Source organism: Bartonella sp. HY761 (assembly GCF_026743145.1).
Lineage (GTDB): Bacteria > Pseudomonadota > Alphaproteobacteria > Rhizobiales > Rhizobiaceae > HY038.
This window is the reverse complement of sequence record NZ_CP104887.1, coordinates 1741511-1759827: the sequence shown is the minus strand read 5'-3', so window position 1 is coordinate 1759827 and position 18317 is coordinate 1741511. Positions and strand designations below refer to the sequence as shown.

The 18317-nt window shown below is 38.9% G+C and carries 15 protein-coding genes; 7 read left to right on the top strand and 8 right to left on the bottom strand.

The window, feature by feature from the left end:
- Positions 1-7: 7 nt before the first annotated feature.
- A complete protein-coding gene (locus N6A79_RS07555) occupies positions 8-634 on the bottom strand; it encodes a precorrin-8X methylmutase (protein WP_268545467.1) in 627 nt (208 codons plus the stop codon).
- Between the two features lie 231 nt (positions 635-865).
- Positions 866-2128 (bottom strand): precorrin-3B synthase, encoded by a 1263-nt coding sequence (cobG, locus tag N6A79_RS07550; protein ID WP_268547565.1) that lies wholly within the window; start codon positions 2126-2128, stop codon positions 866-868.
- Positions 2129-2264: 136 nt separating this feature from the next.
- Here cobG and cbiE point away from each other — a divergent pair, with 136 nt between their 5' ends.
- From cbiE to N6A79_RS07535, 3 genes are all read left to right on the top strand, one after another.
- Complete coding sequence (gene cbiE, locus N6A79_RS07545) at positions 2265-3527, top strand: precorrin-6y C5,15-methyltransferase (decarboxylating) subunit CbiE (protein ID WP_268545466.1); 1263 nt, start codon at positions 2265-2267, stop codon at positions 3525-3527.
- Between the two features lie 218 nt (positions 3528-3745).
- Positions 3746-7213: a DUF2339 domain-containing protein gene (locus N6A79_RS07540; RefSeq protein ID WP_268545465.1), complete on the top strand. Its 3468-nt coding sequence runs from the start codon at positions 3746-3748 to the stop codon at positions 7211-7213.
- Entirely contained in the window at positions 7210-8616 is a 1407-nt protein-coding gene (locus N6A79_RS07535; RefSeq protein ID WP_268545464.1) for a DUF3999 family protein, read from the top strand. Before N6A79_RS07540 ends, N6A79_RS07535 begins: the two co-directional genes overlap by 4 nt.
- A gap of 393 nt (positions 8617-9009) precedes the next feature.
- Here N6A79_RS07535 and lexA read toward each other — a convergent pair whose 3' ends face one another.
- Positions 9010-9744 (bottom strand): transcriptional repressor LexA, encoded by a 735-nt coding sequence (lexA, locus tag N6A79_RS07530; RefSeq protein WP_268545463.1) that lies wholly within the window; start codon positions 9742-9744, stop codon positions 9010-9012.
- Between the two features lie 233 nt (positions 9745-9977).
- Complete coding sequence (gene hfq, locus N6A79_RS07525; RefSeq protein ID WP_182417023.1) at positions 9978-10214, bottom strand: RNA chaperone Hfq; 237 nt, start codon at positions 10212-10214, stop codon at positions 9978-9980.
- A gap of 367 nt (positions 10215-10581) precedes the next feature.
- On the opposite strand from hfq, the gene N6A79_RS07520 reads away from it, so the two are divergent.
- The 4 genes from N6A79_RS07520 (at position 10582) to cysN (ending at position 14901) form a co-directional block, all read left to right on the top strand.
- Positions 10582-11193 carry a hypothetical protein gene (locus N6A79_RS07520; protein WP_268545462.1) on the top strand — a complete coding sequence of 204 codons (612 nt, stop codon included), beginning with the start codon at positions 10582-10584 and terminating at the stop codon, positions 11191-11193.
- A gap of 356 nt (positions 11194-11549) precedes the next feature.
- On the top strand, positions 11550-12323 hold the full coding sequence (locus tag N6A79_RS07515) for a phosphoadenylyl-sulfate reductase (protein WP_268545461.1): 774 nt from the start codon (positions 11550-11552) through the stop codon (positions 12321-12323).
- A 2-nt stretch (positions 12324-12325) separates the two neighbouring features.
- Positions 12326-13273: a sulfate adenylyltransferase subunit CysD gene (cysD, locus tag N6A79_RS07510; protein WP_268545460.1), complete on the top strand. Its 948-nt coding sequence runs from the start codon at positions 12326-12328 to the stop codon at positions 13271-13273.
- Positions 13273-14901, top strand: a complete 1629-nt coding sequence (gene cysN / locus N6A79_RS07505; RefSeq protein WP_268545459.1) for a sulfate adenylyltransferase subunit CysN — start codon at positions 13273-13275, stop codon at positions 14899-14901. The genes cysD and cysN overlap by 1 nt, the downstream gene beginning before the upstream one ends.
- Before the next feature lie 113 nt (positions 14902-15014).
- On the opposite strand, the gene N6A79_RS07500 is transcribed toward cysN, so the two are convergent.
- The 4 genes from N6A79_RS07500 to N6A79_RS07485 all read right to left on the bottom strand — a co-directional run bounded on the left by N6A79_RS07500 (position 15015) and on the right by N6A79_RS07485 (position 17931).
- Positions 15015-15551, bottom strand: coding sequence for a hypothetical protein (locus tag N6A79_RS07500; RefSeq protein ID WP_268545458.1), 537 nt, complete (start codon positions 15549-15551; stop codon positions 15015-15017).
- Positions 15552-16065: 514 nt separating this feature from the next.
- Positions 16066-16689: a hypothetical protein gene (locus N6A79_RS07495; protein WP_268545457.1), complete on the bottom strand. Its 624-nt coding sequence runs from the start codon at positions 16687-16689 to the stop codon at positions 16066-16068.
- A gap of 24 nt (positions 16690-16713) precedes the next feature.
- Positions 16714-17235 (bottom strand): hypothetical protein, encoded by a 522-nt coding sequence (locus N6A79_RS07490; RefSeq protein ID WP_268545456.1) that lies wholly within the window; start codon positions 17233-17235, stop codon positions 16714-16716.
- Between the two features lie 114 nt (positions 17236-17349).
- The gene (locus tag N6A79_RS07485) at positions 17350-17931 is read right to left on the bottom strand and encodes a hypothetical protein (protein ID WP_268545455.1); all 582 of its coding nucleotides are present in this window, start codon (positions 17929-17931) and stop codon (positions 17350-17352) included.
- Between the last annotated feature and the right edge of the window lie 386 nt (positions 17932-18317).

Genomic DNA, 18317 nt, shown 5'->3' with positions numbered 1-18317 from the left:
TTGCTCTTTATTCAATTTCACTTGCAAGGGCATTTACTGCGGCTGCTGCCATGGCACTTCCGCCGCGCCGTCCTGTGACGGCGATATAAGGGATGTCAAGATCGTTTTCGATTAATGCTTGCTTTGATTCTGCTGCCCCTACAAATCCAACTGGAAAGCCTAAAATAAGGGCGGGACGCGGTGCACCATTCGCCAACATTTCTAAAAGATAAAATAAAGCTGTTGGGGCATTACCAATAGCAACAACGCTCCCTTCAAGATCATCCCGCCATAATTCAAGTGCAGCGGCAGAACGTGTATTGCCAAGTTGTTTGGCAAGTTCTGGTACTCTTTCATCGTTTAAAGTACATAATACTGCATTATTTTGGGCTAGACGTTTACGTGTAACCCCATCTGCGACCATGCGGGCATCACATAAAATTTTTGCACCATTTTCTATTGCGGTTCTGCCAATTGTCCCAGCATTTTTTGAAAAGCAAAGATTGTCAACTATATCAATCATACCGCAGGCATGGATAATTCTAACCGCAATTTTTTCCATGTCGTTATCAATGGCTGAGAGGTCCGCCTCTTGCCTAATAATCGCAAAGGAGCGGTCATAAATATTCTGGCCGTTTTTAATATAGTCGTACATTGCTTTCCTTTTAAATTAAATAGGGCTTTCATTAAAACCAAAACAGGCGCATTTTCAAATATTTCGGCTTGATAATTAAAATTGACAGGCCCCATATAGAATCCTTCTCATACCCTTTTTAGCGACAAATGCGAAATGAAATATCATTTAATAATAATTATAAATGTAAATTATGCGGATAAGTTGTAAGATAAATAGCTCGGCTAGCCTTATCATAGATTGACTTAATGCCTAGTCTTTTGAAGAAATGAGTTTTGCTATCTGTTTGATATTTAGATTTTCTCCAATCAAAGTACCAAATCCACTGTCAAGTGAATCTTCTTTGGTGCTATAAATATCATAAATGCCGTTATCTTTAGCAAGTAAAGTTGTTGGATATGTTTTGGTGGCTGCGCATGATTTAGGGCAACCAGTAATATGAATGCGGTTTATATTTTTATCTTGCAATAAATCTGGTAGTTTTTTTGCATCCAACAATGTATTGGAGTGGGCTCTTACACATTTAGGTGCGCCTGCGCAGGCTATAATTTTACCTCGAACATCATCCTTGCAGACTATAAAGTCCTGTGTTTTCAATATGTGGCGTATCTCTTTTGCTTGTTGATAGCTACAATTTGGAAATATAATACTTTGCCAAGGGGTGAAAATAAGCCCTTGGTGCGTTGTATATTGGTCGATGATGGTTGCTAATGAATTTAGCATTAAAGGTGTCATTCTAGCTAAGGGGGGCTTTGCACCTATATAATATTGTTTTTCTTGTTTTGCTTCATGAATACCAAGATAATGACTGGTTAACTCATCTCTAAAAAAATCAAAAGCAGGAAGTATATCAAGATTTTGTTTTTTTAATTCATCAATAATTTGAGCTATAGTACATTCTTCAACTAAATGTTTCATGCGTTGCAGGTGCGGCGCTTGCTTTCGCCTATCGATTAATAAATCGATTAAGGCATAAATAAGTTGGTGACCATGTTCAAAAGCGACTTTGCCTATAGCTCCAATTTTAGATAATTTTGTCGTTGGACAAGAAGCTAGACCAAAAGCAAAATTGTCGCCACCATCGCATAGCGATAGCCAGATATCGCTTTTATGATCAAGGACGCAACAGCCCTCGCCACCATCAATTAAAAATGAGAATTTAGGCGAAAGGCTTTGATAGTTCTTTTGCACATATAAGGACAATTGCTTAGCAAAAGGAACAATGTCACGTAAAGCGTATTTATCAAAGCCTGCTGTTGGATTAATCATGATATTGCGAACATCATCGCCATTTTCAACCTTGGGGCCAAAACCTGCTGCAATCAAATGCTGTGAAAGAATGCTAGAATTTTCTGGAAAAACACCTCGTATTTGGACATTGGCTCTTGTTGTTACTTCTAAAAGTCCATCGCCATATTTCTTAACTAACCTTGCAAGCGCCCTTAGTTGCGTTGCACTGACATGACCTTGATCCAGTTTAATTCTACAAATTCCCCCATCGGCTGACAATGGCATGCGGAATAGTCCAGGACAAGCCCAGCGCCTATCTTCAACGAAGTGGTTAGTTGATTTAATTTTAGTCATGTCATTTTCTTTTTCTTGAGCTGCGTTTTATCTTGCGCTCGATCGAAACTGATTTTATTGCTTATTCATGACAAATCAAGATGCAACATTGCCACGGCTTGCAAATGAGCTAAATCAGCCAAAAGCGTGGCTTAAAATTATTGGTGTGGGTGAAAATGGTGTTGAAGGCCTAAGCGAAGCCGCTTGCCTTGTTATTCGCAATGCAAAACATGTTTTTGGCGGTATGCGACATCTTGCTTTACTCGAAAATATTATAAACGGCACATCCCATATTTGGCCACAACCTTTTTTAAATGCCATTGATGAACTGAAGCAGTTGCGTGGCGAGGATGTGGTCGTTTTGACCAGTGGCGACCCTATGCATTATGGTGCAGGGGCAACTTTTAGCCGCTATTTTGACCTTGCTGAATTATCTGTCCTATCGCATCCATCATCTTTTTCGTTAGCCGCAGCGCGTCTTGGTTGGGCGTTGCAAGATGTTGATTGCCTTTCAATTCATGGCCGATCGATGGATTGCTTTATACGCTCCATTGCTCATGAGAAAAAAATGCTGATTCTTGCCAATGATGGTTCTAGTGCGGGGTTAATTGCAAAAGCATTATGCAAGCGAGGTTTAGGCAGAAGCCAGATATTTGTATTAGAGCATTTAGAAGGTAAACAAGAAGCAATCCATTTTTTTCTTGCTAAAGATTTTATAGGTCAATGTTTTGCAAAATTAAATATAATTGCGGTTAATTGTTTGATTGATGATTATATGCAGCAAATACCTAATTTTGCTACTCTCCCAGACGATGCTTTTAGGCATGATGGGCAAATAACGAAGCAAGATGTGCGGGCAATTACAATGGCGCATCTTGCGCCAACCTCTCATCAATTATTATGGGATATAGGTTCTGGCAGTGGCTCTATTTCAATAGAATGGTTGCGCCTTGGTTATAAATGTCGAGCAATTGCTATTGAAAAAAATATACAACGTGTACAAAATATCCGTCAAAATGCTAAAAACCTTGGTGTCTTATCGCAGCTAACAGTTATAGAAGCCAATGCTAATGATGTGCTTAAGCAATTAGAAGAGCCAGATGCAATTTTTATCGGTGGCGGTTTCAGTAATGATGGTGTTTTTGAGCAATGTTGGCAGAAGCTAAAATTGGGCGGTCGCCTTGTTGTTAATGCTGTTACTTTAGAGAGTGAGGCTTTGATGTTGGAGCTTAGTCGCCAATTTGGTGGTGATCTGACTAAAATCGCATTAAGCACTGCGCAAGAACTTGGTAATTATCTTGTATGGCGTCAAGCATTTCCAATTACTATGATGTCCTTGCAAAAAAAATAGATCGTTAGGATAAGCCATCTCTATTAAAAACCTTATAAAGCGATATTGCTTGGCTTTCAAATATCAATAGTAATTTAATGTAACTTGACTTTTATTAAAATGGCAAGCATCACTAAGTTATTCTATTTGCTTTAGTGGTTTTTTTTAATATTATAAATTTTACTTAAGTTATATTTGAACTATTTTAGCTGTTTGATGGCGTGTGGCAGGGGATTTGTATGCACATTATCGGTTTATTATTAGGTAGCTTTATAGGTGCAGTATTTTTTCAGGGGTGGGGTGCATTGTTTGGCGCAATTATTGCCTTATGCATTACTGGACAAATAGCATCTTCAGATATAACCAATAAATTTTTGTCCTTGCGCAAAAAAATTGATAGCCAAGATATTAAAATCCTTGAACTTGAAGCTAAAATTGCAGAACTTGAAATAGCTCCATCCAGTGAAGTTTTAAATCAAACTGATGTCGTAGCTGAAAAAGCACTGGAAAACTTCCAGCCTATGCATGTAAATGAGGATGTTCGGACTGACGCGGAACAGGCTGTTGCTTTAGAAAAAGTGATGAATGAAACGCGTGCCTCATTAGACGGCGTTAAAAACAGTGCTGAAAAAATTCATAATGATGGAAAAAAACGGGTTGAAACGTCAAGTAATGATCTTTCAACTGCGATAGTATTCGAGCAAGCTCTTAGTGAGCCTGTTTTAAAGGTGAATGTTCCTGATGCAGAACCCATTTTTGTAAATACAGTTAAGCAATCATTGCAGCATGATGCTGCTCAAGAAAATGCCGATAAGCTGTCGCTAGCAGATAGCAATGCTGATATCACACTTGATATAAACGAAAAAGAAAAATCGGCGCAGTCAAGCAATAGTAATCATCAAGGGACTGAAGAGCTTCCTTTTATGAAAATCGTAGATAAGGTGTCGAGCTGGTTTTTACGCGGCAATCCAATTTTAAAAGTTGGCGCTATTATTCTTTTCCTTGGACTTGCATTTTTATTACGCTACGTCGCACAACATACTTATTTTCCAATTGAATTACGTTATGCATCCGTGGCATTTGCGGCATTTGCTCTTACCGCGGTTGGATGGAAGGTACGTAAGAAAAACCCACCAACTGCTCTTATTTTGCAAGGTTTAGGTATAGGTGTTTTTTATCTTACTATTTTTGCAGCAATTAAGCTTCATCCACTTATTCCTCCTTTTATAGGATTTGTTATTTTGGTTGTGGTTGCTGCCGCTGCAATTGTTTTGGCACTTTTGCAAAACTCAATCAGTTTGATGCTTGCAGCAACAATAGGCGGTTTTGCAGCGCCAATATTAGCATCGACAGGGGGTGGTAGTCATATTGGATTATTTACCTATTTTGCCATTTTAGATATGGCCATTTTAATTATCGCTTGGTTTAAATCTTGGCGAATTCTTAACATTGTTGGATTTTTTGGTACGTTTTCGATAGGTATGGCTTGGGCCTTGAGTTCGTATCAATCTTCCTTTTATATCAGCACTCAGTTGTTTTTGATTTTTTTCTTTTTGCTTTTCGTTGCCATCGCATTGCTATTTGCTAGGCGTCAGCTTTTGGAAAACAGTCATGACGAAAGCGGCAATGAAAGATCGCTGCGCAGTGCTGCACTGCAAACTTATTATGTTGATGGAACACTTTTCTTTGGCGTTCCCATTATTGGCTTTGGTTTGCAATATGCACTGGTTCAGCACATAGAGATGGGGCCAGCTTATTCGGCTTTTATTCTTGGAGGTTTTTACAATGCATTGGCATTTGGCACATTAAAACGCGGCCAAAATGCTTTGCAATTATTGTTCGAGACCTGTTTGGTGTTGGGGTTAGTCTTCGCCTCTTTAGCCGTTCCTCTGGCTTTTGATGCTGAATGGACAACGTCAATATGGGCAGTCGAAGCGGCGGCAATCTATTGGCTTTCGTTGCGACAAAATCATTTTTCATCGCGTTGTTTTTCTTTGATTGTTTTAGCTGGATCTGTTGTAAGTTGGTTTGTAACTATTAGGGAAGGTGGACAGCAAACAGTTATTGTTGCATCAAAGCTAGGTATAGTGCTTATTGCTTTATCTTTGGTCTTTACTTGGTGGCATGCATCGCGTGCAAATAAATCACGTATGATGGCATGGGAACATAATATTCCAGCAATTTTGGGCTGCTTATCAACCATTTCAATTGGTTTGGCGCCATCTGTTTTCTTTTCGTATTATGGCGCAACAATTTTGACCGCAATATTGTCGGCTATTATGTTTGTGGGCGGTTTAAAGCTTTCAGATATTGTTATTAAAATTACGGCGACAATTATCTTTTTCTATACTGGATATATTTATCTGGTGGGCGTTTCTGACCAATATATTTACGAGTTATTCAGTGCGGATTTTATTCCGGTATTTATCTTATCATTATCACTATTATTCTCGGCTTTAAGTATCCAATATCTGGGTAAAAATGACGACTTGACGGATAAGATTTTGGAAGGAATTTTTGTCGGCTATATGGTCTTTGTATGGGCTTTTGCGGTTTTTGCAACGATCAATTATAGTGCGGTAGGATTAACCAAAATTCACGGTATCTTAGCTGTTTCCATTGCGAGTTTTTCCGTGTGGAGCTTGCTTGCGCGTCATTACCAATGGCGTCTATTAGCCAATGTAAGCCTATGTTGGGCACCCTATGCATTTTGTTTGTTTATCTGTGCTTTTGGGACCAATATTTCTTTGATTGTTGGTACACCTGATATTTCCAAGGTGATTTTTTTATCGCTTTATCAGCCGTGGGTAAATTGGGGATGGTTGCTTTGGCCTGCTAGCATTTTATTGCATTGTGCTATTTTGTTTGCTTTGTTGCCTTTAATCAACCAAATGCTAACACGTATTGTGCATGTTACCGGCGCTTGGTTGACCATAGGTTTGGTATCAGCAACTTGCAGTGCAATGCTCATGGATGTGTCGGGTAATTTTAATGCTTGGCGTTGGCTAGGATGGATAGTAGGGCCAGTTATCTATCTCCTAATGGTTGCAGCAAACAAACCAAGATGGTCGTTGAAAACCGACCCGACAGCCTATCGTTTCTTTGCAGCTTGGCCAGTAGCTGTTATTGCGTTCGGTTGGATTTGGTTTGCAAATATTATCAATGATGGTAGCGCTACGCCGCTTCCTTATATTCCATTAATTAATCCACTTGAGCTTGGGCTCTTCATTACGCTTTTTGCTTTATTTATATGGAGCAATACCGAGCCTTTAGTAAAGAAAAACTTACCTCCATATTCAATTCCCGTAGCCTTCGGTTTCACAAGCTTTGCTATTTTGACTGCAACAATTTTACGCTCAGTTCACCATTTCTTTGGCGTTGATTGGCGCGCAGCGGCACTCTTTGCATCAACGACCGCCCAAACAACTTTGGCGATTGTGTGGACAGTTGTTGCTCTGTCGGCTATGTTAATCGGAAATCGCAAAAAGCTTCGTATTTTGTGGATTTGTGGCACAAGTTTGATTGGCGTGGTTGTGTTTAAGTTATTTGCCATTGATCTTGGTGGAAGTGGCACTATGGAGCGAATTATTTCCTTTACCAGTGTTGGACTTTTGTTGTTAATTATTGGTTATTTTGCGCCTTTGCCACCAAAAGAAAAAACTCAACAAGCTGATGACGTTAAGCATAATGAGGAACAGCCATTATGAGACGCTTTTTTAATTTTTTTATTGTCCTTATATTGTTCATTCAAGCGCCATTGATAGTTTGGGCCTCTGAGGCAATAGAGCAGCAAGCGCCATTGGTGCTTGAAGGTACCGGCCCTTGGTATGAGTTAGAGCTTGATGCAATGCTGCAATTGCAAGCAGGCAGCGAGGGGCTATCTGATATTCGCATTTTAGATCAAGATGGTAAGGCGCAGCCTTATGCATTTTTTATTAGTTCTAACGCTAAAATTACCGAGCTTAGCACTGTTCACCATGAAACCGTACAGGCTGAACTATATCCATTGCGTGGGAGCGATCCCCTAAATGGTTACCAATCAAGTATTACGGTTAATAATACACGCGCTGGCACCTCAATTTCAATTAATAATGATGATGCGAGTGCTAGTAGTAATGATGCCTTACTTGGCTATATTATCGACTTGAAGAAGGTGACTTATGGTATTGACAAAATAGACATAGTGTGGACACCAAGTCAGGATGGTTTTTTTCCCTATCGTCTAGAGGTAAGTGACGATTTGGTGCATTGGCGTTTGATTGAAAATGGCCAACTTTACCGCTTATCGAATAATAATGGTGAGATTACGAAAACAAGTATTGCCATTAAAAAAACTCAAGGTCGTTTTTTACGACTAATGTGGGTGGATCGCGCAAAAGCACCTTCTATAACGCAAGCGATGATAAGCAAGATGGTTGTTACCGAAACAAGCTTAAAACCTAATCTAATTTGGAGTAACGCGCTAGAAGCTAAAAGAATTTTAATCGATGACCCCAATCATGAAATTTATGAGTTAAGTTTTGCCGCACCTCATAAATTAGAAGTTATAAAAGTTAATTTGCCTGATGGTTATAGTCTGGCACCCTTCTGGCTATACGGCTCCAAATCCAACAGCCGTGGTAATTGGATTCCCTTACGCCAAGGCATGTTTTATCAATTGCAGGGAAAAAATGGCGAGCTAACGCGCCTTGATAGTGTAGAATTGCCAGATGGTGACTTTACAGCGATAAGAATTGAAATAGATAAGCGCGGTGGAGGACTCGACTTAGATGCTTTACCCATGGAAATTGCACTTGCGCCTAACAATCTTGTTTTTTTAGCACGCGGCAAGTCGCCCTATGCCATACAAATTGGGAAAAGTCAGCAAAAGTCAATGGAGCTTGCATTTGCTGATCTAGTTCCGGGTGCTGTCGATATTGATGATCCGCGAATTAGCCGCGCAGTTTTAGCCGAACCATTGAAAAATATTTCTAAAGTGCCGGAAATAGAAAAGGTGGATCAATTTAACTGGCGGCAATTTATATTGTGGGCTGTTCTAATTTTAGGTGTTGGATTTTTGGTGCTAATCGCATTTCATCTATTGCGGCAATCAGAGCAAAATACACAATAGGTGCCAGAATAAACAATAGGTGGTGGGCCTTGATTGGAACAACGCCTATTTATTTTGAGAAAAATGGTATGAAAATATCATGAGAACAAGAAGGAGAGGCGCAAAGAAACACCTAAATAATTCCATCTTATTCTAATTGTTTGAGACGATTTTTAAGCAATGACTTACCCATTTGGTAACAATCTCTATCTTCAGTCCCCAATGCCAAATCCTTAATTAATCTAGTATAAACTATTACAAAGTTTATTTGCAGAGCATTAAAAGTTGCCAAACTCATTAACACTTTGAGTATTGCATCTTGGGTTGTTTTTATCGAATTGTTTTCCTGTCGACAAAAATTGGTGCATTATTAGAATTTTTACCTATTTTAAAAGAAAAATGAAGGCGTTCGCTTTAGTAACTGCGAAATAGCCCCACGAGCTTTCCTTGAATATTGACCCTATTAGCAGGAAAAATACGATTTTCATAAGCAGGGTTCGCGGCTTCAAGTTCAACAAAGCTTCCCTTAGGCTTATAGCGCTTTAAGGTTGCTTCTTCATCATCAACCAAGGCAACCACAATTTCGCCCGTTAGTGCCACGTCAGCCTTACGGATAATCACCGTATCGCCATCATGAATACCAGCTTCAATCATCGAATCGCCCTTAACTTCAAGAGCATAATGTTCCCCCTTACCAATCATATCAATTGGCATAGTAATGCTGCTTATTTGGTGCTGAATTGCCGATATGGGTACACCAGCTGCAATTCGTCCCATAACTGGAATGTCAACATTGCTATTAGCCGCGACAGGGCGATTAGCCGCAATTGTTTCATTACCAGCGACAGGAAATTTGGATTTTGCAAGCGAACTGGGCGAAGCCATATTAGTATCTTCCGCCATGCTTCCATAATTATATGAGGGGCGGTGGGGCATGTCAGGAAGTTTAATAATTTCCATTGCGCGGGCGCGGTTTGGTAGGCGGCGGATAAAACCACGCTCCTCCAAAGCGGTGATAAGTCGATGAATACCTGACTTAGATGCTAGTTCAAGTGCATCTTTCATTTCATCAAATGATGGTGGTATTCCTGTTTCTTCCAGTTTTTCATGGATGAACATCAACAATTCACGTTGTTTGCGCGTTAACATAATAGCCCCATAAGTCGAATCATTGGCACAAATAGTGAACATATCATATATGTTCCACTATTGTTCTGCAATAGGGGCAAATAATTTAAATTAAATTGGAATTTTTGTGTGGCATTACAATTTTATAATCTGGTTGGGTACTGTTTTTATTGGCTTATTAGATTTAATGCTTTTAAACAAAAATGCCGGCTATATAGCCGGCATTTTATCAAAAAATATTGCATGTCGAAGAATTAATCTTCTTCATTTTCAAACATTTGCACTGGTTGGCTTGGCATGATTGTTGAAATAGCATGCTTATAAACCAATTGCGAATGACCATCTCTGCGCAATAATACGCAGAAATTATCAAAGGAAGTGACAATACCGGTAAGCTTGACGCCATTTACCAAGAAAATTGTCAATGAAATTTTTTGCTTTCTTACGGCATTCAAAAATAAATCTTGAAGATGTTGCGCCCGTTCTGCCATTGTTTTTACCTTTTATTGCGAACCGCATAACTAATTATTTTTATTTCATAGCATGCCAACAGCAAGGGCTGTCAAGTTAAATTCAAAATTATTACAATATATTACCGAATATTTTGTTTTTGGGCTTATAATTGTAGGATTTTCGGTGCTGACGCTTCGGCTTGAGCAAAACTAGCATTGGGTCGTTTAGTGTTACTTTATGTTCAATTGGTTTAAACGGTCATTAATAATTGTTGAATTGATAGGGCCTATGCTGGCCTTAGTTTTGCGCTTTGTTGATTACTATGTAAATATTGCAGCGGTAAGCTGTTCAGCAACAGTTCAGATTAATGGGCTATCTTTTAAGCAATGATATGAGGTTACTTTTATGAATAAGATTTCGGCACTTTTTTTGACATTGCTTGGAACGGCATTAATAATGCCATCGGTTAGTTATGCCAAAATGACAATTTATACCGATCCACCAACAGCTGTTGCTCCATTGCCACCAGCGCCGCCAGTAGCACCAACACCACCTGCACAAAATCAATATCCAGTGCGCCCTGTGCAGCCTGCACCACCACCAGGTGGCAACCGTCCACAGCGCCCTATGCCGCCGCAAAATGACCGGCCGATTGTTGTGCCAGGGCCATCTGAGCCGCAATATGATAGGCCGCATCCACCGCGCCCTATGCCTCCACAATATGATCGTCCTCAATATGATAATTCTTATCCGCAGCGTCCAATGCCGCCTCAATATGATAGACCGCATCCACCGCGTCCTATGCCACCGCAAGATGGCCATGGTTATCCATTAGACACAAGACCAAATTATCAAGGACCAAATGGTCAGGGTTATGATAGGCCAGTTTATAATCCAAATGCGCGGCCGCAATATAACCGCCCAAATTATAATCCACCACGGCCAAGGCCACAAAACCAACGGCCAGTTTACCGTGATGATGATAGGGGCTATTATGATCGCCCGTCGCTCTATTAAGAGTGGTGATGAACTAAAGTCAGCTTAAAAGTTAATTAAGGTTGGAAATAGACAATAATTGGAAATGGTTTTGCCAATTCCAATGGTCTATTTCCAGACTTTTTTTATTGGTGAATAATGGGCATAAAGCCTGTTATTGCCTTAATCGCTAGCCATGCTTTTCCACAAAATGAGCCAAAACTTGCGGCTATCGTTGCATGCAGATAAAATTTATCTCAAATGCAATGAATGTAAAAATTTGTTTCAGTTGTGTGGCATTTTTTAAAAACCCTATCGGCGCAAAATAACTAGAATAAGTTTAAATTCCTGTAATCGGCGAAAAAGTGCATTTTGCTATTTTGATTGCGGGGTTGGACATGACGGATTATTTAACCAATATTGCAGGTGAACTTAATGGCAAATTCGCGCGTTTAACCGTGCTTGAACGCCTTGAAGCTGTAACTAAATCTTTTCCTAAGGGCTGTGTTTTTACCACCAGTTTTGGCCTTGAGGATCAAGTTCTTACTCATTTTATTGCACAAAACCGCCTTGCTATAAGTATTGTTACCTTGGATACGGGGCGCTTGTTTCCTCAAACCTATAGTCTTTGGCAGGAAACAGAAGAAAAATACGGTATTAGAATTAAAGCAAAGTACCCCCAAACTGAGGGGCTAGAAGCATTAATTGATGATCAGGGCATTAATGGTTTTTATTTTTCGCCTGATATGCGCAAACAGTGCTGCTTTACCCGAAAAATCGAGCCTTTGGGCCGCGCATTAATCGGGCAGCAACTTTGGGTGACCGGTTTGCGAGGTGACCAATCTGCTGCACGTCATGATTTGGCATTTGTATCCTTTGATAGTGGTTACAATCTTATTAAAGCAAATCCGCTTTATGATCTGAGCCGCAACGATCTTGTATTGATTGCCCAGCAAAATGACATTCCGATTAATAGCCTACACAAGGAAGGCTTTTTATCTATTGGCTGTGCGCCTTGTACCCGCGCCATACGCGCTGGCGAGGAGGAACGTGCCGGCCGTTGGTGGTGGGAAACTGAAACTGCCCGCGAATGTGGCTTACATGTGCAAAATAGCCATTCTTTGTCCGCAAAAACGACCAATCAAGCCCAAGCAGCTTTTGAGAAAGTTTGACAATGTATTTAGAACAAAGCGGCAAGCCGCAAACCCCAAATAAAAACCATGCTTCTCAAAGTCATTTGCAACGCCTTGAATCGGAAGCTATTTATATCATCCGTGAAGTTGCAGCAACGTCTGATAATCCGGTAATGCTCTATTCCATTGGTAAGGACTCTGCGGTTATGCTTCATCTTGCGATGAAAGCCTTTTACCCTGGTATTCCGCCATTTCCATTGCTGCATGTGGATACAGGGTGGAAATTTCGAGAGATGATCGAGTTTCGCGATGAAACGGTAAAGCGTCTTGGTTTAAACCTTATCGTTCACAAAAATGAAAAAGGCATCAAGGCAGGAATTAATCCTTTTGATTCAGGTTCACGCATCCATACCGATGTAATGAAAACAGCAGGCTTAAAGCAAGCATTGGACAAATATAAATTTGATGCCGCCTTTGGTGGTGCAAGGCGAGATGAGGAAAAGAGCAGGGCAAAGGAACGGGTTTTCTCGCTGCGCTCAAGCGAACACCGCTGGGATCCTAAAAAACAACGGCCAGAGCCTTGGTCATTATTTAATACGCGCAAAAATAGTGGTGAAAGTTTTCGGGTGTTTCCGCTATCGAATTGGACTGAAAAAGATATTTGGGATTATATTGCTTTGGAAAATATACCGGTTGTGCCGCTTTATTTTGCCAAACCTCGTCCTATTGTGCAGCGTGATGGCATGCTTATCATGCGTGATGATGAACGCATGGTTTTGCGCGATGGTGAAAAGATTGAGCAATTATCGGTGCGCTTTCGCACCCTTGGCTGTTATCCGTTAACTGGTGCGATACAATCAACTGCTACAAATCTAGATGATATTCGTGAAGAAATGCGCCTATCTCGCACATCAGAACGGCAAGGCCGCGCGATTGATAAGGATGGCAATGCTTCCATGGAACAAAAAAAGCAAGAGGGGTATTTTTGATGTCGGCTGCTTTGAAAATAGATCATTCACCTTCTGATGAGGTTTTAAAGTCATCGCTTGATGTTTCTTTGCCTGAGCAAATGCCGCAACAACGCTCGCTATTGCGCTTTATCACCTGTGGTTCGGTCGATGATGGGAAGTCCACCTTGATTGGGCGGATTTTACACGATGCGGGAGCCATTTTTGAAGACCAGCTTGAAACATTGGAACAAGATTCACGCAAATTTGGCAATAAGGACGATGTGTTAGATTTTGCACTTTTGGTTGATGGTCTTGCTGCCGAGCGCGAGCAGGGCATTACTATTGATGTGGCTTATCGCTATTTTTCAACGCCCAAGCGTTCCTTCATCATTGCTGATACACCCGGTCATGAAGAATATACCCGTAACATGGCAACAGGGGCATCAAGTGCCGATCTTGCCATTATTTTGGTGGATGCGCGAAAAGGTATATTGCCACAAACCAAACGCCATTCCTTTATAACCTCAATGGTCGGCATCCGCTCGGTTATTGTTGCGGTTAATAAAATGGATCTCGTTGATTATGATGAAGAAACATTTCAACGCATAGAAAAAGACTATCGGGCATTGCTGCCAAGTTTGAATTTTCAAGATATTATCTTCATTCCAATGAGTGCCAAACTTGGCGTTAATGTCACTAAAAAAGATGATAAGCTCAGCTGGTATCAAGGGCCAACGCTGCTTGATTATTTGGAAGATATCACGCCATCGACATCAAACATAAATTTTGATGAGCCACCGCGTTTGCCCATTCAATGGGTTAATCGTCCAAATCTTGATTTTCGTGGGTTTTGCGGCACGTTAAGCAGCGGTGTTTTAAATGTCGGTGATAAGGTAAAGTCCTTGCCAAGTGGCCGTACAAGCCGCATTAAGGAAATCATTACCCCATCAGGCTATGTAACCCAAGCCATAAATGGCGATGCAATAACTGTTACGCTTGAAGACGAGATTGACAGTTCGCGCGGTGATGTTTTGGTGCGCCAAGATGATCCTATTCGCCCGTCTAAAACGCTTAAGGGTGAAATCCTATGGATGAGTGAAACACCATTGGAAAATGGTCGGCGGTTGATTTTAAAACTCGCTAGCAATGTAACACCAGCAACCACGGACACAATTGAGCAAAAATTTGATATTCATAGCTATAAGGGTAGCCCTAGCCAATCGCTGCAAATGAACGAAATTGGCCATATTTATATCACGGTTGAAAAGCCAGTGGTGGCAACGCCTTATAATGATAATAGGGGGCTTGGATCTTTCATTTTGATAGATGCGATAAGCAATGAAACTGTCGCCCTTGGCGTTGTGCGCAATTGCTTTGATTATAAGTTTTTAAATGATGAAACTGAAAAGGGGACAAATACATCTACCTTATATCATTTGGCACAAATTTGGTTAAATGCACCGCTCAGTAAAGCACCTGCAATTATTTTGTTGCGTGCAATTGCCTCGCTAGTACTCGCTGCTATTCCTTTGGCTTTTGGTGCACCAGCATTGGCCGCTTGCGCAATTTTTGCCGTTGATCTTCTATTTCGCCCATTTTTACGACTGGTTATTGATGACCATACTAAAACAGGGCAAAATGACTTTGAAGAAGGCGCTGGCATTTAAATTGATATGATTTTTAATAATTAATGAAAGGGGGCGTAATGCCCCCTTTTGTGTTTCAAATGCTTTGCGATAAAACAATAAATGCATGAGTAAGCACTGTTAAAAAAACAATTTTATGGTAATTTTCTTAAAAAATTGGCATTTAAAACCATAACAAAATAGATTGTAGGCAATAAAACCTCTGCAACACCATATAAATAATTATAAATTTTTTTCATCATATGATAAAATTCTTCATAGGTGTAATCAACAGAATATAAAAATTTATCAGGCTCAAATAATTCCGTTTTCAATACAGTTACTTTATCGCCATTATAGCTAAAATTAAAACGACAATTTTCATCCGTTTCAGCTAATTCTAAATTGTAAGAAAAATTTTCCTTTGAAATAATCTTATTAATTTCATCATAACTATCAAGAACAAAAAAGTCTAAAGCTGTCCCTGGATAATAGAATTCATCGTTTTCAAAAGGCGAGTAAAATAAGCACTTTTTTTGACGTTCTAAATATCGGCATATGTCATAAATTGCTGCGACTTCTTCACCCTCTGTGTCGTATAATTCTTGATTAATATATTGGTTAGAAAATATGACCTTGTCCTGTGTTGTTATTGGTTCCAATGGTTTTATATCAAATAAAATCTTCGTCATTAAAATTTCCTTGATCCATTTTGATATTCAAAGGATGTTTAACCTTCACTCTGTATAGGTTATTTAAAATAGTAGCAGTTTTATCATTGCTTTTAAATATCCTAATAAATTGCCGCCATGCCCAAATTTTTCATAGATAGCGGCTCTAAAGTAATACTGTAAAAGGTCTAAATCTATTGGGTTTTCTTTTACGTGTTCAAATATGATATAGGAAAGTAGTTTGGGGCTCATAATTTTTATAAATTGCCTTATAAAAAATAGTCGCAGTGAACAAATGAAATGAATAACTTGGCTAATTTGATTTTTAATTCTTTTTTCCAAGATCTATGAGCTACTAATATTATTCCATATGATGGATTTGTTAAATAATGTGGCGTGCTAAAATCAAAACCATCAGATTGTTTTTTAAATAATCAAAAGCTTCCCAATAGTCATCTTGCGCAGCCTTTTGGCTATTCGTTAGATTTCTGCTCTTATAGACATTTCCATTTTTGTACGCGGTGTAGATCTCAATTTATTTCATTGAAAGGTAGGCTTTTCGCATTTCAATGGTCTTGCGCATTTTTTCCGTTACGACTGTTGCTCTAAAAACTGGGACGTATTTTTGTGGGCTGTTGAAGCGATTGCATTCACTAATTTGCAATCGATAGCGAAGTTGGTCTTCTTTACCTTTTATCTGCCATTCGCCATAGGTAAGGGTAACAGTAGGTCCATCAATTAAAAAGCTCGCTTGTGTCATATCCGTTTGACCTGTTTTAAAAACATAGCCAGCGTCATGAAACGAATTATTGATAGTTTGGGCTAGGATCTTAACGTCATCAAAGCTTAAGCCCAATAAAGAAAATTGTGCCATTAGCTCGACGATCTGATTATCTGCAATACTTATCGCGCAATGGGGCGCTGTGGGCAGTGATACAATGCCTAAATCTAGTAATTGAATGACATAACCAAGTGGATTTCTACCTGAACCATTACCAGCACTATAAACAGCCGATTTTTCGGTGTTTTCCTGAGGATCGTCATCATCAAATGATCGAAATTTGTCGCTTATGTGTTGAGGAGGGAGGTCATTAATAGCTAGGAAATCTTGAGTCGATTGCCGTAAAGCCGTTTTAAATATCTGGATATCCTTTGTCATATATCTTCTCTTGTTGATTAAATATCATGTCGATATCAATGGCTTAAGTTTTTGAAATATATTGGCCTTATTTTTCTTGTCATTATAATATGAAAAGCAAATTTCATCTAAATCAAGGCAGATATTATCTTCTATTTCTTTGAAGTAATCGAGGTAGTCATCTACATGTACGTATTGATCTGTAAGTCCGCTTTGAATTATTTCTTTTGTTGTAAAAAATTGCTGATATATAGCCATATAACGCATATAAAGGGGCTCTGGCATTTGATTGATATTAAAAGAACTATCAAGTTGTTTACGTTTTTCTATTCTTACCTCATCGCTTATTTCACCTAAGTGATATTTTATTATAACATCAATATATGCCAATAGATCTTTGGGAAACAAATAAGATGTTCTTACAATCATCATTAAGAAGATGGTTTGTGCGTCATCCATCGAATAGCTTAAGTCATCTTCCGGACATTTTAAGCCATTTAAGATCGCGCCTTTAAATATAATCTCGTCTAACTCGTCGCTGTCAATATTGCTTAAATTATATTTCATAGCATTTTCTTTTGTTGCGTGTTTTTCGAATATATTTTTATAACGATATAATCAAAATTAAAATTATTCTTTTATAATATACCGATCATATCGTGTTTTATATTTTTTCAATTTTTAATGGAAATCTAATTTTTCTAAAATTTCTTCACGCGCTATGGTTGATATTTCATAAATATTTAAAGGGTCAATATTTTTAAATGTTTCGCAACGCGCAATAGTCTCATTTATTTCAATAAGTCTTTTTTGCAAATATTCAGGATAGTCTTGATATGCAGGCATTGGGACGGGATCAAAATATGGATAAAAACTAGTTACACTGTGAAAGCTTTTATAAATAGAAGCCGATAAACATTTTATGGTTAGGCTAGCATCCTTATTGGCGAGCTTTACTATGATATGTTCTTCAAATTTTTGAACTTTAATATAGTCAATTCCATTGAGCCTCGGCGTGCCATTAATTTCCTCAACGCACTTAAACCATATATCACAATTTTCAACTTCTTCGTGATTTTTATTAATCTCAAAGCCTTTGATAAGGTAAGTCCCTGCCATCGCTATATTAATGTAATATATAAAAAAATTAAAATGAGAGTTTAAGGGGTAAATACCATTAAATGGTGAATCAACTATTTGTTTCGCATCAATAATTAGCGTGGCTTGCTTATCTGACATATTAAAATCAAAATGGGTTTGCACCCAATTTCCTCCCTTATAAAATATAACTTGTTGCAGAAAATACTGCTATTTTTAGCTGCGGTATGATGGAACAAGTTTTATTAATTTTTGTATTCTAGGGACAGTATTTTTCTGCTTTATCATTCTATTGCGTATATCTTGAACATTGTAATATTAGGCATAATCATCATAAAAGCTTATATATGCATTGTGGTCATTATCATATTTGCCAAAAGCGCGGTTATTTATATTACTATCTTGGATTTTGTAGAATGATTGAGTTAATTTAAAATTCTAAATGCTCTAATTCTGGGCATCATGTTTGTGTCCACAATTCATCTGCCCGTTATATTTTTTTAGCCGATTGGGGGCTATTTTACATTACTTACTAAATCCTGCTAAACTGA

What these genes read in the sequence shown, in the direction of transcription:
- N6A79_RS07555 (WP_268545467.1), bottom strand. Translation starts at nt 634, where the DNA reads ATGTACGACTATATTAAAAACGGCCAGAATATTTATGACCGCTCCTTT.
- cobG (WP_268547565.1), bottom strand. Translation starts at nt 2,128, where the DNA reads ATGCCATTGTCAGCCGATGGGGGAATTTGTAGAATTAAACTGGATCAA.
- cbiE (WP_268545466.1), top strand. Translation starts at nt 2,265, where the DNA reads ATGACAAATCAAGATGCAACATTGCCACGGCTTGCAAATGAGCTAAAT.
- N6A79_RS07540 (WP_268545465.1), top strand. Translation starts at nt 3,746, where the DNA reads ATGCACATTATCGGTTTATTATTAGGTAGCTTTATAGGTGCAGTATTT.
- N6A79_RS07535 (WP_268545464.1), top strand. Translation starts at nt 7,210, where the DNA reads ATGAGACGCTTTTTTAATTTTTTTATTGTCCTTATATTGTTCATTCAA.
- lexA (WP_268545463.1), bottom strand. Translation starts at nt 9,744, where the DNA reads ATGTTAACGCGCAAACAACGTGAATTGTTGATGTTCATCCATGAAAAA.
- hfq (WP_182417023.1), bottom strand. Translation starts at nt 10,214, where the DNA reads ATGGCAGAACGGGCGCAACATCTTCAAGATTTATTTTTGAATGCCGTA.
- N6A79_RS07520 (WP_268545462.1), top strand. Translation starts at nt 10,582, where the DNA reads ATGAATAAGATTTCGGCACTTTTTTTGACATTGCTTGGAACGGCATTA.
- N6A79_RS07515 (WP_268545461.1), top strand. Translation starts at nt 11,550, where the DNA reads ATGACGGATTATTTAACCAATATTGCAGGTGAACTTAATGGCAAATTC.
- cysD (WP_268545460.1), top strand. Translation starts at nt 12,326, where the DNA reads ATGTATTTAGAACAAAGCGGCAAGCCGCAAACCCCAAATAAAAACCAT.
- cysN (WP_268545459.1), top strand. Translation starts at nt 13,273, where the DNA reads ATGTCGGCTGCTTTGAAAATAGATCATTCACCTTCTGATGAGGTTTTA.
- N6A79_RS07500 (WP_268545458.1), bottom strand. Translation starts at nt 15,551, where the DNA reads ATGACGAAGATTTTATTTGATATAAAACCATTGGAACCAATAACAACA.
- N6A79_RS07495 (WP_268545457.1), bottom strand. Translation starts at nt 16,689, where the DNA reads ATGACAAAGGATATCCAGATATTTAAAACGGCTTTACGGCAATCGACT.
- N6A79_RS07490 (WP_268545456.1), bottom strand. Translation starts at nt 17,235, where the DNA reads ATGAAATATAATTTAAGCAATATTGACAGCGACGAGTTAGACGAGATT.